The sequence below is a fragment of the Wolbachia endosymbiont of Onchocerca gibsoni genome, assembly GCF_029169405.1.
GTDB lineage: Bacteria > Pseudomonadota > Alphaproteobacteria > Rickettsiales > Anaplasmataceae > Wolbachia.
The window spans coordinates 801,367-817,753 of sequence record NZ_JABUMP010000001.1; the positions used below are offsets into that span (position 1 = coordinate 801,367).

Consider the following 16,387-nt stretch of genomic DNA (forward strand, 5'->3'; position numbering starts at 1 on the left):
AATTTTACAACCTTATTATTTACAACTATTATACTTGTGAAGCACAAATATATAGTATGCTTTTTGATTACTTAATTATCTTCATAATTATTTTATGTATAACAATCTCAATAACTAGGGGCTTTATAAAAGAGTTATGTGCGTTAATATTTTTATCCTCATCGATCTTTTTAACAATTAATCATTATGACTTCTTCACTATAAATTACGGTAAATATTTTGATTCTAAAGCTATACANAATATACTCTCCATAGTTTCTGTATTTATTATACTTAACTTCATATTTATGGTAATAAACAACTGGCTGATGTACATATTATCACCTATAAGGTTAGGGTTAATCGACAGAGTTACTGGGATCTGTATTGGAACACTTAGAGGGATACTGCTTTCCCACATATTATTCTCCGTTGTATACTTATATTGCTATATAGCATATGACAAAAAAGAGGAAAAATCGAAAATAGAAACAGAAGAAATATTACCCAATTGGATAATAAGATCGCACTCTTATCAAGCTCTATTTGCAACAATAGAAAACATAGTTGATATGTATATACCAGAGTCATTGATATTAAAAATCAAAGAAATTGGAGAAGAAATGACTGATCAAGAAAAATCTAAAAGTAATAAGAAAGAAAAGTAATAATCATGTCTATGAAGCAATAATCGATACTATTTATTTAGCAGCAATTTTTTCTGATCAACATAATTAGCCTCCAGCTCACTAGCAGTCTTTCCCTATTATGAGTTAAACTAAAAATCTCGTAATATATTAAAGCTCAAAGAAATATCTTTTAATATGGAAGTTATTACAGAAAATAGAAAAGCAAAGTTTGAATATTTTATATTAGAAGAATTTGAAGCAGGCATGGTTTTGTTAAGTAGTGAAGTTAAATCGCTAAGGGAAAGAAAAGTAAACATTTCTGACGCTTACGTCATTGAAAAAAATGGTGAAATATGGCTACACAACATGCATATTGCAGAATATAAAGACGCAAACCGAAAAAATCATAAGACAAAAAGAGAACGTAAACTGCTTCTGCACAAAAAAGAGATAAATAAATTAATTAGCCAGATCAAGACTGCTGGAATAACTGTTATACCAATTTCAATTTATTTTAATTGTAAAGGATTAGCAAAAACTAAAATTGCTATCGTGAAAGGAAAAAAACTTTACGACAAGAGAGTAACCATAAAACAAAGAGAATGGAATCGTGAAAAAAGCAGATTGTTTAAAAATAACTTGTAGCAAAATATGTCTTTAAACCCAGTAATTTTCAGAATTGGTTCTGTCTCTATATATTGGTATTCTCTAGCATATGTTCTTGGTATAGTATTTGCACACTGGTATTTATATAAGCTAGATAACCAAAAGATATTTACCAAAAACTTTCACAACTCGTTATTAACAGCAACTATCATAGGCGTTATCCTTGGAGGAAGGCTTGGTTACATATTGATATATGATTTAAGTTATCACGTAAGCAATCCTATTGAGATATTAAAAACCTGGAAAGGAGGTATGTCGTTTCACGGTGGTGCCATAGGAGTTTTTCTTGCGGTAATAATTTTGTGTAAAAGATATAACATTCCCATATTTTATACATTGGATCTAATTTCCTGCGGAGTCCCTGTAGGTTTATTTTTAGGTCGTATAGGCAATTTTATAAATGGAGAGCTATTTGGCAGAACTACAACTATACCATGGGGTATAATATTTCCAAAAAGCGATAATTTACCGCGTCATCCGAGCCAACTTTATGAAGCATTTTTTGAAGGATTACTGCTTTTCACAGTTATGAATCTACTGTTTTTCTTGACTAGAATAAGACTATATTGTGGTGTGTTAACTAGCATCGCAGCTATGTGGTACGGAATAGCACGTTTTATGGTTGAGTTTTTCCGTGAGCCAGATTATCAAGTTGGCTACTTATGGCTTGGTTTAACCATGGGACAGTTACTTTCAGTACCTATGATTTTGCTAGGAACAATCTTACTTTTGAGTGCGCTAAATTTGAAATTTACAAGCATAGAAAAAAGGTAAACTTGACTAGAAAACATTTTGCCTACGTAAGTTAAAGATTATAGCCTTACCATTTTAAAAATCTTATAACATAATAATCTCTAATATATTATCTAGATGGATAAACATGTTTAAAAGTCTTGTTCAGAACATTATGTAGAAAGAAACAAAGAAACAATTCTAATAAAAAAGCTAAACTTCAAGGTTTGATCAGTTAATATTACAACTATATTTACGAAAATAAACTGATTTGTTTTTTATACACATAATTCAGTAAATAACAAATAGGAAAGCTATCTATTTTAAAAATTATCAATATTAATTCCCTAGAAGCCTGAAAACAGGCTTAAAGAATAATCCACAAATATCTCCTTCAAAGAAGTTATTACGATTTTATGAAAAAGATAATTACATGATTATTACATCGTGCTATCAACTCTATGGAAGAGATAATTAACATTGATATATTCATAATATTGTTCGATTTAACATTAAGAATAATTAATAAAGCATACAGATCAAACAGAAAAGATAACTATGAGTCTGACAATTATCATTATTATTTTGATAATGGCAACTCGGACTGTGAAATAAATAATATCATTAAGATAATAGCTTAAAATACTTTAGAAATATTAGATAAAGGACACATGAAATTAGTGCATTCAATTCAAGTAAAATTATTCAGTACAGCTAACCCAGTAAAGATTTCTACAAAGTGATGTGGAAGTGTAATCATATCTACTAAGTAATAAAAGTTGACTCTGTTTTCAGAGTCTAGGAAAATCCTACTTATGTTAGTTATAGGGAACAGAATTACTGTTTATACACCAGTTACAAAACGTAGACGAGGATATTCCAGTAACTTCAGACATTAATATTAAAGAGCATTTATCATATAGTTCTTCTCGAAGATGGCTGATTTTATTGCATAAGAAAAGTATTAATAGAGTAAAAAATAACTAAAAAAGCGTGAACATACGCTGTAAAATGAATCCTTCAAGAGAGATTATGTTATAAAGATGGTAGCAAGTAATAGCAACAAATTTCATTTCTAGAAATATAAAGGTGGACCATTTTTATCAACAAAGCCATAGAAAATTGGCATAGCAGTATTCTATCTATTTTAGTTTAAGAAAAAAACAAGTAGGAAATTGTGGAAAGGTCTTTTATATAAAATATAAGTTTTTGTGACAAACAACAAGATCACTTCTATAATCCAAACACCTTATTAAGGGGATATAAAAAAGCTTCTATCGGTGCAAAATAAAAATCTTTATAGTTCAAAAATTGTGCGGTGATAGTGAGCTTTTATAAAAGGTATAATCATAAGTAACATTAAATAATTTTCTAATCAAATTTACCAGAAGTAGCAACATAAAAGCTGTAAAATTAACTTTGAATATCAATAAAATAATAAATATTTTAAAAAAAACTCTCCTAAAAATTAATCCTCTTAGAAACATAGAATTACCTAACATAAACAATAACCAAATTTTAAAACTTACTTTAGGACACCCAGTAAACAAATCTTGATTGGTGACGTAAAATAGTATTACTCATTAATACTGACGCAAACGCTAATGCGATAGACAGAACAATGCTACAATAATAAGCACAATTTATAAACATAAAAGAACATTTGCTTACAAGTAAAGAGTACCGGTGCAAGCTATAAAGTTTTTCATAGAATATAGAAAAAATACTACTAGTGCTTAGCGAATTAATAATACGTAGTGTAATATCTAAAAATAACAAAAAAAGAAGAATACATTAAAGATTTACAAAAAAAGAATGGCTTTGATAAACTTAAAGAAGTAGTAAAATTAAAACTTAAAGTTATTTAGTTAAGTAGCTGTAAGATAGTATCTAAAAAATCTCCTAGAACTTTCGAGTATGAGGAAAGAGAACTAGCTATAATGCTTTGTTTTCGAAAAATTCCATTTACACTAAGATGTACAAATCTAATGGAAAGTAACTCATTAAAAGAAAACAGTCATTTAAACATATCAAAAAAATTTATTCACGTTGAAGTATATGACTTGCATAAAAAACTTATCAAAAATTTGCCTGGAAGACAGTAATTATTTTAATGTACCAAAAAGACATTTAGTATACCCGTAGATGCTCTTCAGAACAAAAAAAGTAAATGAAACTAAATGAACAAAACTCTAATAGCCAATAAATTAGCAATAGATTAGTAATCAAAAAGTTGATACCGAAGTTGATCTCGATATAAAAGAAATAAAACAAAAACATGGAAGCAAGAATTCGGTTACGGTTCTTGTTATGAGTTTAGTAAAAAGTTAAACTATTAAGAATAGAACCTAAAACCTCTAAACTCTAAGATAAATTCTGCTAATACTGAGTATGCAATAGAAAAAGGTGTTTGTGTCATAAAAACAATTAAAGCCTCCGCTTGGCGGTTTAGCAGAAAAATTTTCAAAATAAGTATAATCGTTAAAATAAAAGACGTAGAAATGTGGTCCTTTTAAAGGTAAAAAATGATTATTAAAATCCATACAACGCTTTTTTTAACTATACCATTAAAGATACCTATAAGAAATCTACTAGACGAAGAAAAAAAAGACTAAAGAAACCTCAGAGCTAAACCTATTAAAAAATNGATACCACTGTTTTAAATGCTTTATAAGCATAATTTCATGCTTATATGAATAAAAATCTAGAAATCTAAATAAAGCTTATAAAGATATAAAGTAAGCTAATGTAAAAAATTAAATATTAAGAGACTAGCTACACAATAGCTTCAGCTTTATGGTAAAGAGAACTAGCAAAATTTATCAAGTTATTTTCTCCATTTTTACATGTCTAACGCACTTCTAAAGTGTTATGCAAGATGTCTATTGACTTTCAACACACTTTTATCTATATTATTTTAATATCCTAAACTAAACTACCTCACATGCCAGATTTAAAGACAATGATGCTAAATTTTGGACCTCAACACCCAGCTGCACATGGGGTATTACGCCTTGTTTTGGAGATGGATGGCGAAGTGATTGAAAGAGCCGATCCTCATATCGGTCTTCTACATCGCGGTACTGAAAAATTAATAGAACACAAAACGTATCTTCAAGCTTTGCCTTATTTTGATCGCCTTGATTATGTATCACCAATGTCACAAGAGCATGCATATTCATTATGTGTAGAAAAATTACTGCAATGTGAAGTTCCAATTAGGGCAAAATATTTGCGTGTTCTGTTTTGTGAATTAACAAGAATACTCAACCACTTACTTAATATTTCCTCACAAGCACTTGACGTTGGAGCAATGACTCCTCTTTTGTGGCTCTTTGAAGAAAGGGANAAAATACTGGAGTTTTACGAGAGAGCTTCAGGAGCAAGGTTTCACGCAGCTTATATCAGACCAGGTGGAATTGCAGCAGATGTTCCAGAAGGTTTAATTGAGGATATTGCAAAGTTTATAGAGCAGTTTCCAAAGTATATAGATGATGTTGATGATCTCTTAACAGAAAATAGAATATGGAAGCAACGCACTGTAGGAATCAGTAAAATGTCAATTAAACAGGTTCTTGACTGGGGCTTCAGCGGCCCAATGTTGCGTGCCGCTGGACTTGCTTGGGATTTACGAAAAAGTCAGCCATATGAAGTATATGACCAACTAGATTTTGATATACCAATCGGTCGAAACGGTGACTGTTATGACCGTTATTTAGTGAGGATGGAAGAAATTAGACAGTCTACTAGCTTAGTAAAACAGTGCATAGAGAAAATGCCTAGAGGGCCAGTAAAAACTGAAGATAGAAAAATCTCTCCACCACCAAGAGCAGAAATGAAAAAATCTATGGAAGCTCTAATTCACCATTTTAAGCTTTATTCAGAAGGATACCATGTACCAGAAGGTGAAACTTACGCAGCTGTTGAGGCACCAAAAGGCGAGTTCGGAGTGTATATAGTTTCGGATGGAACTAATCAACCATATAGATGTCGAATAAGAGCACCTGGCTTTGCACATCTACAAGCCTTAGATTTCATGGCAAAAGGACACATGCTTTCTGATATTGCAGCAATCATTGGTTCACTTGATATAGTCTTTGGTGAGATTGACAGGTAGGTTTTTAGCTATACTTAGCTATAAGTAAGGTTAATTTTTTTATCGTTTATACAGCTTAGGTTATCTTTTACTACTTTGCTGAACAAACAAAAAATTTGTGCCCATTATTTATAGACACTATATTTATACTAACCACTTATCTCCTTATTAAGGACATATCTTCATTAAATAAGCAAACTGTACTTGACCCCTTTCTTAAGGTAAATACAGAGCCTACTTTCTCAAGTATAAGATAATCATCAACTGCACGAAAATTTATTAGAGATTCATACCCTTCAGAATTAACCATAAAGATTGCTGGAAAGTCAGAATTTATCTTATTAAACTGCAGATACGTGAATTTCCCGTCATCAAAGACTTTAGTTGGTACTATCGACTCACTACCCTTAATATGTGAGATAGAATAATTAAAGTTTAAGCCTTTTTTTGCAACTTCAACATCATTCATATCAGGAACAGTGGTAGGATTAGCTTGTTCAAGAATATCACCATTATCGGTTGTGTAGATTTCTTCACTATTAAATAGTGGGTAAAGAAACCTCACTTCATATGCTAACCTCGGATCATCTAATCCAGTTGCTTCCTCAGCATGAAATTCAAAGTAATAAACTCTTTTATTAGTAATAATAGTTGCATTAGTATCAGCAATATCATCTATAGGTTTGATAAATAACCTATTACCATGAGAAACAAGCTGCCAACCAGTCGAATCGCCCATTGAAAGATTCTGTATCACTTCACCTGGTTCAAACAGTATACTCGACTGATAACCGTAAAAACCTGTGTATTTATGTATAGCCTGTGGATTATAATTTATTACCTTTATATGACTGTCTGCAGCTATTGAACGTGGTTCCTGTTTCGCAAATGTATCACCACTACAAAAAAACACCAACACTATAAACAATAAACTAATCATAATATTTAAATTGTATACCAATCATTATTTTATCATTGAAAAGTATTTACTTCAACTATCAAGGCATTATCTTATACAACACTTGTATAATATCTGAAGCAATTGTACAATTTATTGTTTCTTTAAACTCATCAATCAGAGTTTCTATACTTTTCAATAAATCAGATTTAAATTCTATACACTCTTTACCTTTTAAATGGTATATAATCTTTAAGTTTATATATATGTAGTGCTTGTCTATTAAAGGTACGAATAAAAAATCAGAATCTCTTTTAGCACATTTTGTATACTCTTGCTACTATTTTCCCTATAAATTTTGATCACTAAACAATGGAATGTCTTACCTGATTTACATATACTCAAATTTGGTATGTTCTACCTGTTTTCAAAACATATTTTACTAACCCTGCTTATTCTATAGTTTTCTACACTGAACAACGGACAATTGCCAATCCCCACTCCCGTCCACTACTGCTACACACATACCATTTCTTTACTGTCACGTTCGGAGTGATATCAGTTTTTATGGTTCCTTAGTTAGATGATATTCCAAAACACCGTTAAATATTCCCTCTTTAACTTAATAATTCGGACAAAAAGCTATAAACTTAGTCATCTTTTATAAATTACCATCAGCTCACTAGTATCTTTATCAAGCCTATAAACAATTCCTAATCTTCTATTTCTTACTTATCAATATACTTTATAGTAAAAGAAGTTAATTAAATTACTCAAAGAACAACATAAACAAAAACATAAACTAGCATTAATCATAAACTAAAAATATCTGTAATTCAACTAAAACTGCTATGGTTTAGCATTACTGTGATAACATAATAAGCTAAAAAAATTGAAGCCAAGCACTCATAGCTATGTGAGCAGAGTGTTATTTACTTATAGACTACTTCTTTGTTGCACATTCTCTCTTAAGAAAATAACCAATAATATTATCTAATTTTTAATTAGAACCTACCTTCAATTTGAAAAGGTATTTTAAAGTACTTAAGCCCATAAATTCCCCGTATCTTCACTACCAATTATACATTAATAATAGCGTTAAACTAATCTCTTTTACTTATGCTAAAACCTACTCGAGAACATTTTATTAATTTCTACACCATAATTTACTAACCAAATTGAATGTGTGCTATGTTTTTAGGTTAACATATTTAACAATTTTAGTACCATAAACTAGATAACTAAACTTACTTAACTAAATTATTAAGTCAATTCTATCACAATTTTCTATAATATCTTTTTTCCATGAACTAGGAGCATTAACTTATCATTCCCTTTTGTTATATACACAGCAGTGATCACTACAATTGAGCCCTTTGTTTGAGTTATTATATTTAGCACGATTAAAAATTTAACTCTACCAATTTACTTTACCAATGTTTTGATAGCAAAGCTCCTGCTTTTCCCAGCAAGAGATATTAAATTATCACTCTTTTTAACAGCAATATTCCCAGCAATGACTAAGATATCAGGAGNCCCCTATTATATATAGGACCAGAGAAAATACCAAGCACAATAAAAAAAATTCCAGAAACTCCAATTTCTTTTCCACAAATATAACTACAATAACCTAAATACTTATGATAATAAGTGATAACACAAGAAAAACGCGAATAGAAACAGAACTAAATATTGAAAACTAGCAATTGTATCTATCCTATATATTGAATACTATCAATTAAGCACTCTACAAGCGGTGCCATAATCTACTTAATACATCTAAAGGAATCAACAAATATAAATTACTTAGCTTAAAATAATAAGCAACGTAACTATATTAGTACAGCAGCTAAATTTGTGATAATAATATTCGTTGAGAAATAGTTAAAATTATCCATTGTATATACAACAGTCGCTAAGCTTGTTATTGCTGAACTAGTGAGATATTTTATATTACTTTCATCCTAAATAACCTATTGACATTGATTAAATAATTAATAAATAGCATCAATACAGTGAAAATGATACCTGAAAGTCAGGTTTAAAATTGCTTTTGGTTCTCTATTAAGAATCACCGAAGCAGCAAACATAATTACTATTAATCTTTGATATTTCTCTCTTTATTATTGCAACGAGTACCGAAACGACCACAGTTTCTCAATCTATTTTTGTCTTCCTCACCAATCAGTAATGTGGAAATCACGTCCGTATGTGTTTTTTAACATTGTCCTACAGGCTTTCATAAATGAATTGAAGAAAAAGATTCTATGCTCTAGCTTTTTTGTACAGAACTATTTTACTTGTTGCAAAATCTATAGCACTTATTTTCTGAGAACAAGTCATTCTTGCAAAAAAATATGTACATCCCAAAAGGCATAAAACCTTCAAATAGAAAAGTCTCATTGATAATTTTACTTGATTGTCTATTTTGATACCTTATTCTACCTCTTAGCTCTAATTGATATTTCTTACGTTGTTTAAAGCAACTTGCAGTCTTATATTCTAGCACATAACACTAGAATCCACAAGTTTTTCTCTAAATCTTAGTACCTATACACTGGAACAACAGAAGAAAGTTTTTTAATAAAGAGCAGAAATTATCTATGTGAAACCTCATTATTAATATCCTATAGCAACGACACCTTTCATACAACTTTTCTTACCAAGAATTTAAATATCAACTAAAGCTGTTTTTTTTAGTTTATCCAGCCGTAAACTCTATGAACATAATGCCAATCAAAGAGACACACAATACCGTGTACTCTTACAAAAGAGTACAACCAAGATCAACACAAATAAAATAAAAGTAGAAGAAAAACAGATACAGTAAAAACATAGCTATGTTTAGAATTCAAAGAGAAATAAACTAAGATCTATACACACTGGCATATATAAGAAAACCTTAGCATCAAATTATGTTCCTCATTATAGATTATAGATTGTTGGATATATAACTAATAATTGTATTAAGAAAAGTTAATAAATATATAAAACATATATTATGAAGTAATTTTATTCTTTTATTTTCTATTATTTATATATATAATATCTAAATAGACAACGACGCGGGGTGGAGCAGTTTGGTAGCTCGTCAGGCTCATAACCTGAAGGTCGTAGGTTCAAATCCTACCTCCGCAACTTTATATCTATACCTAAAAAGGTATTCTTTCTTGCTTAATCAAACTAACCTTAATGATAATAAGGAATTAAAGCTCTGCGGAAAATTATATAAAAGAAACTAAAAGATTTTTAATCTTCTTGCTACATTATCAGTAGTTGCAATAGAGGCTTGCAAGTTTTGAATTAAGTTTTACAGCTCTATCATCTTTGATCATAAGTGAGTTATTACACCATTTACAATATTATTGTATACATATTGTGTATATAACAGTATCCAAAAAAGGAACATTCTTCACAAAAGTTTTNTATATATACTTGGTTTATACACTGCAGGACTGCAATTTGAGTTAGTCTCTTGCCGCACCTACAGCTGCTTATTTCCTATAGCATAATGCTTAAAATGTCCCATTAGCTTTATAAAACAGGTATGGTGATAGGAGCTTCACAGTACTAATCGTAGGTTTTGTAACAAAACACATCATTGAACCAGTAGCTGAAAAAGTGAACAAGTACATTATATATTACCTACAATTGAACATTTTTCTTTAAAAGAAAAAGGATATAAGATAGTTTAAGCTAAGGTGTTTTATATTATTCCAGTGTACTATAGCAGCACAGCATAGCTGACCACAGATACTTGCTTCAAAGACAGTATATTATAGCTGTCTTTATCTTGTTTCCTAGTGGAAATCATTATTAAATCATAGTGTTCATACAGTTGTGTTGCATGGTCAAGGGTATAGCTGTTCTATTTTCCAATCGTTTCTCGCAACAAGAGTATATCTAAATCTAATATGCCTCCTGTACTCACCCTCTTGCCAGAATTCAATTACTTTCGGAATTACGTAAAATCCTACCCAAAAACCAGGGCAGGGAACTTGTGCATTATCAAATTCCTTCTCCTTGAGTTCGATAGCTCGCTTGAAACTTTGCCAATTTTCCAGAACGCTCGATTGTTTCGAGCACCATGAACTAATTTGACTATTGCGTGCTCGAGAAGAAAAGTATTTACCAGCTTGCTCGCCATCTAAAAGCTTAACATCTCCTTCGATTCGAACTTGTCTAGAAAACTCTATCCAGTGAAATACTAATGCAGCTTTGGGGTTTTCAGTCAATTCTCTTCCTTTTCTACTATTCACGTTAGTGAAGAACGTAAAGCCTTTTTCACCGTATTCCTTGAGTAATACCACTCTTGCAGATGGAATACAGTCTTTGCTGCAAGTCGCCAACGTCATTGCAGTTGGCTCTTTACATAAAGAATCAAGTACTGCTTTATACCACCTTGAAAATAAACTAAGCGGATCTTTTTCAGGTGAGAATGTCATATCTAGAAATAAAACTTAGTTCTGGCATGCATTGCAAAAATAAGTGCTACGGCCATTTTGACGTATAAGTGTTATAATGTTATTACAAACTTTGCAAGGCTTTTGAACTCTACCATATACATAAAAACCATTTTGGAAGCATCCGACAGATCCAGATGGCTGTGCATAATTTCTCAACGTTGAACCGCCTGCAGTAATTGCATCATTTAGAATATTTTTTATTTCAGTAGCAAGTCTTTTGCACTCTTTGTACTTCAAATCCTGTGCCGGCCTGAATGGTGATATGCGGGCTCTAAATAAGCTCTCAGAAGCATATATGTTACCCACACCAACTATCAGTCTATTATTCATTAATACTGATTTAACATTTGCTTTTCTGTTTTTCAGCAATTTCTGTAAATAGCCTCCATTAAATTCATCTGTGAGAGGCTCTATTCCAAAATCATTGAAAAAGCTTACTTTTTCCTCTTCGTTCAAAATAATAACTAATCCAAATCTTCTTGGATCATGAAAGATTATTGAAGTATTGTCGGAAAATAAAAATATCACATGATCATGTTTATTCCGTGCTCGATCATCTTCAGCATATATAAGCTTCCCACTCATACCAAGATGCATAACTACAGCTGTATCATTGTCCATATACCAGATTATATACTTACCCCTACGTTCAATATTGCTTATGCATCTGTTCTTTAGTACATCATCAATATTTTTTATTACTGGCACACGCATCCTCCAATTATTGACTGTTACATTGCTTATTTGCTTGCTTTTTATCTTATCAAGCAAAAAATTAGAGATCACTTCTACTTCAGGCAGCTCTGGCATAATATCTTCTCAAAACTTAAGCTTTTGGTGGTAATTTTACTGTTAAAGTTTCCTCAAATACGCTTAGGTATTCCACAGAGCTTTTTTCCAAAAACTCCTCATCATAAACAAATTTTGAAAGTAATCTGTTTTGTCTAATTTGCTGCTGTTTTTTTCTTTTTAGAATATTTTGCTTTAAAGCTTTCGCTAATCTTTTTCTCTCTTCTTCTTTCTTCTTATTCTTTTTTATGTTATTCATATACATAAACCCTGCCGTTATAGCTTAGATGGTAGAGCATGTCATTGGTAATGACAAGGTCCCAAGTTCAAGTCTTGGTAACGGCACACTGACTAATCCAAAATAAAAACTTAGAAGAAAATTACAGAGGTAGGTTATCATGCTTTTTCCATATCCCTTCTACTTTTTTGTTTTTGAGTAGCTCTAATGCTTTATGAAGGTGGTACCGTGTTTTACTTGGCACTATTATACTGTCAACGTAACCATACAATGCAGCAAAAAACGGACTAGCAAACTTTTCTCTGTATTCCTTAATTAAAGCTTGCTGATCCTTTTCATGTCGAAATATAATTTCAACTGCACTTTCAGGACCCATCACGGCTATTTCAGCAGTCGGCCAAGCGTAATTTATATCACCTCTCAGATGTTTAGAATTCATAACAATGTATGCGCCACCATACGCTTTTCTAGTAATTACGCTAATTTTCGGCACAGTTGCCTCGGCATAAGCGTAAAGTAGTTTTGCCCCGTGTTGTATTATATTATTATATTCCTGATTTGTACCTGGCAAAAACCCTGGAACATCAATGAGTGTGATAATAGGAATATTAAATGCGTCACAGAATCTTATAAACCTTGCAGCTTTTCTTGAAGAATCAATATCTAAGCACCCTGCAAGATACATAGGCTGATTTGCAACAATACCAACAGTATTCCCTTTAATCCTACCAAAACCAATTAGAACATTACGAGCAAAATCAGGCTTCAGTTCAAAAAATTTTCTTTCATCACATACTTTCTCAACAAGTTCATACATATCATAAGGAGTATTAGAATTATAAGGAATTAGAGTATTTAAAGACTCATCGATATCATCAACATCATTGCAGGTAGGTATAGGTACAGATTTTAGAAGCTCTTGATTATTTGCTGGTAAAAAGGTAAAAAACTCACGCACCTTCAGTAACATTTCAACATCATTATTGAACGCAGAATCTGCTACTCCTGTTTTACTTGTATGGATTTTCGCCCCACCAAGATCTTCATGACTTACATCTTCGTACGTGACTTTTTTTACCACATCTGGTCCAGTTATAAACATATATGAGCTATTTTTCACCATAAAAGTAAAATCAGTTAATGCTGGAGAATAAACTGCACCACCAGCACACGGCCCCATGATTAGAGAAATTTGTGGTATAACTCCTGATGCATCAACATTTCTTTGAAAAATTTCTCCATAACCAGCAAGGGAATTTACTCCCTCTTGAATCCTAGCTCCCCCGGAGTCATTTAACCCAATAACAGGAACTCTAGCATTAATTGCCATATCCATAATTTTGCATATTTTTTTTGCGTGAGATGCACCAAGCGATCCACCAAAAACAGTGAAGTCCTGGGAGTAAACAAAAGCTTTTCTGCCATAAATAGTACCATGACCAATTATAACACCATCACCTAAAAAATTAGCATTCTGCATGCCAAAATCAGTTGCATGATGTTTGACGAATTTATCATATTCTTCAAACGAATTTTCATCGAGTAGTATACTCAATCTTTCTCTAGCAGTTAATTTTCCTTTTGCATGTTGCTTATCAACTCTATCAGAACCTCCTCCTCTTTCAGCTTCTAGTGTTCTCGCTTCTAGATTTTTTAACATCTCAAAATTTTGCATATCAAAAAAAGTGAATTTCCATTTAATAAAGTATACATTACTTTTTTGAAGTGTAAAAAATTCTGTCCCTGATATAAATAAGCTTCTTAAGTAAGAAATATAAATGAAGCTATAAATAACAAGTAAAAAGTTCAGGGCAACATTTGTATTGTCTTGTTTGCTTTTTCGGTTAAGTGCTTATCTAACAGCATTCAAATGAATAACTCAGAAAATTTCTATTTTAGAGCTAACACCTCAAAATATTACCTAATAACATAGAAAGTCTAAGAGGGAAAATGCAGACAATATACAACACAAAAGGAGTTTTTAGCTTCAATAGCGAAGAGAAAATTGAAGTTAGCTATAAAATCCTAAGTATATGATTCCAGGATTTTTGCTATAGTGATAAAAACAGAGCATTTATTGAGCATATAAGAGTTGAATTTGAAAGCTTATATTCTTCAAACTAAATTATCCGATGGAAACTATGAGAATAAAAGTAACTTAAAGTACATAAACCTAGCTACGACCAAAAGTACCCTGCTAGAGGAAAATGTGATCTACGCTAGAAGAGTATTACATTTCTCGAGAAGCAGAAAAATAATGTTAAGATAGATATTAAAAAGTGTGATAACGCTAATGCAGACTAAACATTAGAGTAGATTTTTAGAGTCACATTTAAAATGAAAAATGAAGGCTTAAATAATTTAGCTGGATGACCAATATATATTACAACTTTAATAGAGAAAGAATGTAATTCGCTCTGTACGTTGGTGGAGGATTAACTAAGGTCAAGTTTCATAAGAAAAACAAGATATTCATTTGTTTATCAAGCAAAATTTGATGTTAATTGATCAATTTACAACATAAATGAAGATTTACCGTTTCGCTCTACTCTTAGTATTTCTAGCAATAAGTTTACAAGATTTTTAGGCTTTGGGTTAGATTATCATTCTTAGTCTAACATTTCAGGTAGCAGTGTAGTAAGACAGAAAGTAGTTAAACAGATTATTTTGCTGTAGTGACTTTAATCTGGGCTTACTGAGAATTTGTTTACTTGGCAGTAGTTGTTAAAAGATACTGTCACAACAATTCTGTTGTGAAAAGCTTTTTCAGTTTCTCTAAAGAGTGCTGCCAATGAGCACTTAGAAGTGCTCTAAATAATATTCTAAGATTACTAGAATAGAATATACAAAAACCTCATAATAATCTCAGCTATTTAAAGATAAAAAACAAAGGTGTCATTTTGTTTTTTTTAGGCTTAAGCCAATAACATGCGTGATCCAAAATTGTAGACATAATAGTCTATCTAAAAAGAAGAACTTAACAAAATATATGTATACACAATAGAAATTAAGCATGCATACACACCTACACTCCTTGAAGAAGGATATACTACACTTTTCACTAAATTTTGCTTTTAGTTGAGAAACCTATAAGTAAATATGATAGACTTTATACTTTAAAATATCGACGCTATTAGTACGGTAGAGCTATAAAAACACGCTAAGCAATTTTTTGCAATATAACCAACATAGATATTTCACTATTGCATTTCCAAACATTTCATTCTTTTTATAGAAACATTTTAAGCCTTCTCTCTACTTTTTCTCAGTAAGATCAATCAGCTATAAAATTACATATGTTGATCGCTATAAAATCACATAATTGCTTTATAGGATTGTGTCCTGTAATAATTACTATACCATTTTGTTCAGAACGTGTTGAGATCAGATTCAGTACCAATTCACACGTTGTACTATCAAGATTACAAAACGGCTCATCTATCAGCCAAATGTTTGCATTAGAAATCAAAAGGCGAGCAAGAGCAACTCTCTTTTTCCATCCTGCAGAAAGTTCACCGTATCTAATATTAAGTACAGGTTGTAACTGCAAACAATAAATAGCCGCCATAGTTAATTCTCTAGTATCCCGTATTCCTGCCCAGAATTCTATGTTTTGAGCAACAGTTAAGCTATTCTTACAGGCGTTTTTATGTCCCACATAGACCATAGAAGATACATAAGGTTGTAGGTCACTATATATATCTNNTTTCCACAGTATCTTATACTACCTAATACTGGTGGCAAGAGCCCAGACAAGCTTCTAATTAAGCTGGTTTTACCACTACCATTTGGACCAGTAATTAAAATCTTTGATTTTGGCTCAGCTTTGAAACTAAGATTTTTAAATAATATTCTGCCATTGCGAGCGCAGGATAAATCTTCACATTCAAGCAT

9 protein-coding genes, 2 tRNA genes and 1 pseudogene are annotated in these 16,387 nt (G+C 31.3%); 6 read left to right on the forward strand and 6 right to left on the reverse strand.

The genetic code is table 11. The features are described 5' to 3' along the window. Positions 1-56 precede the first annotated feature (56 nt). The 4 genes from HSX44_RS03165 to HSX44_RS03180 all read left to right on the forward strand — a co-directional run bounded on the left by HSX44_RS03165 (position 57) and on the right by HSX44_RS03180 (position 6,123). Positions 57-647 (forward strand): CvpA family protein, encoded by a 591-nt coding sequence (locus tag HSX44_RS03165; protein WP_275602268.1) that lies wholly within the window; start codon positions 57-59, stop codon positions 645-647. A 156-nt stretch (positions 648-803) separates the two neighbouring features. Further along, positions 804-1,253: an SsrA-binding protein SmpB gene (gene smpB, locus HSX44_RS03170; RefSeq protein ID WP_014868796.1), complete on the forward strand. Its 450-nt coding sequence runs from the start codon at positions 804-806 to the stop codon at positions 1,251-1,253. 6 nt (positions 1,254-1,259) lie between these two features. After that, complete coding sequence (gene lgt / locus HSX44_RS03175) at positions 1,260-2,048, forward strand: prolipoprotein diacylglyceryl transferase (protein WP_275602269.1); 789 nt, start codon at positions 1,260-1,262, stop codon at positions 2,046-2,048. Between the two features lie 2,902 nt (positions 2,049-4,950). Further along, a complete protein-coding gene (locus HSX44_RS03180) occupies positions 4,951-6,123 on the forward strand; it encodes an NADH-quinone oxidoreductase subunit D (RefSeq protein ID WP_275602270.1) in 1,173 nt (390 codons plus the stop codon). A gap of 136 nt (positions 6,124-6,259) precedes the next feature. Here the strand turns inward: HSX44_RS03180 and virB9 are convergent, their stop codons facing one another. Continuing rightward, on the reverse strand, positions 6,260-7,042 hold the full coding sequence (gene virB9 / locus HSX44_RS03185) for a P-type conjugative transfer protein VirB9 (protein ID WP_275602271.1): 783 nt from the start codon (positions 7,040-7,042) through the stop codon (positions 6,260-6,262). A gap of 3,022 nt (positions 7,043-10,064) precedes the next feature. On the opposite strand from virB9, the gene HSX44_RS03190 reads away from it, so the two are divergent. Continuing rightward, positions 10,065-10,138, forward strand: a tRNA-Met gene (locus tag HSX44_RS03190). Between the two features lie 713 nt (positions 10,139-10,851). Here the strand turns inward: HSX44_RS03190 and pdxH are convergent. From pdxH to HSX44_RS03205, 3 genes are read right to left on the reverse strand one after another with little or no spacing between them, the layout of a single operon-like run. Beyond that, positions 10,852-11,445, reverse strand: a complete 594-nt coding sequence (pdxH, locus tag HSX44_RS03195; RefSeq protein ID WP_275602272.1) for a pyridoxamine 5'-phosphate oxidase — start codon at positions 11,443-11,445, stop codon at positions 10,852-10,854. A 15-nt stretch (positions 11,446-11,460) separates the two neighbouring features. Further along, on the reverse strand, positions 11,461-12,276 hold the full coding sequence (mutM, locus tag HSX44_RS03200; RefSeq protein ID WP_275602273.1) for a bifunctional DNA-formamidopyrimidine glycosylase/DNA-(apurinic or apyrimidinic site) lyase: 816 nt from the start codon (positions 12,274-12,276) through the stop codon (positions 11,461-11,463). Positions 12,277-12,292: 16 nt separating this feature from the next. Then, entirely contained in the window at positions 12,293-12,514 is a 222-nt protein-coding gene (locus HSX44_RS03205; protein WP_275602274.1) for a hypothetical protein, read from the reverse strand. Positions 12,515-12,527: 13 nt separating this feature from the next. Here HSX44_RS03205 and HSX44_RS03210 point away from each other — a divergent pair. Next, positions 12,528-12,600, forward strand: a tRNA-Thr gene (locus HSX44_RS03210). A gap of 35 nt (positions 12,601-12,635) precedes the next feature. On the opposite strand, the gene HSX44_RS03215 is transcribed toward HSX44_RS03210, so the two are convergent. Together HSX44_RS03215 and ccmA are read right to left on the reverse strand one after the other, a co-directional pair. Beyond that, on the reverse strand, positions 12,636-14,168 hold the full coding sequence (locus HSX44_RS03215; protein ID WP_275602275.1) for an acyl-CoA carboxylase subunit beta: 1,533 nt from the start codon (positions 14,166-14,168) through the stop codon (positions 12,636-12,638). A 1,599-nt stretch (positions 14,169-15,767) separates the two neighbouring features. After that, positions 15,768-16,387: pseudogene (ccmA, locus tag HSX44_RS03220) on the reverse strand (heme ABC exporter ATP-binding protein CcmA).

Bases quoted from the DNA above. Each gene is read 5' to 3' on its own strand.
- smpB (WP_014868796.1), top strand. From the start codon at position 804: ATGGAAGTTATTACAGAAAATAGAAAAGCAAAGTTTGAATATTTTATA.
- lgt (WP_275602269.1), top strand. From the start codon at position 1,260: ATGTCTTTAAACCCAGTAATTTTCAGAATTGGTTCTGTCTCTATATAT.
- virB9 (WP_275602271.1), bottom strand. From the start codon at position 7,042: ATGATTAGTTTATTGTTTATAGTGTTGGTGTTTTTTTGTAGTGGTGAT.
- pdxH (WP_275602272.1), bottom strand. From the start codon at position 11,445: ATGACATTCTCACCTGAAAAAGATCCGCTTAGTTTATTTTCAAGGTGG.
- mutM (WP_275602273.1), bottom strand. From the start codon at position 12,276: ATGCCAGAGCTGCCTGAAGTAGAAGTGATCTCTAATTTTTTGCTTGAT.
- HSX44_RS03205 (WP_275602274.1), bottom strand. From the start codon at position 12,514: ATGAATAACATAAAAAAGAATAAGAAGAAAGAAGAAGAGAGAAAAAGA.
- HSX44_RS03215 (WP_275602275.1), bottom strand. From the start codon at position 14,168: ATGCAAAATTTTGAGATGTTAAAAAATCTAGAAGCGAGAACACTAGAA.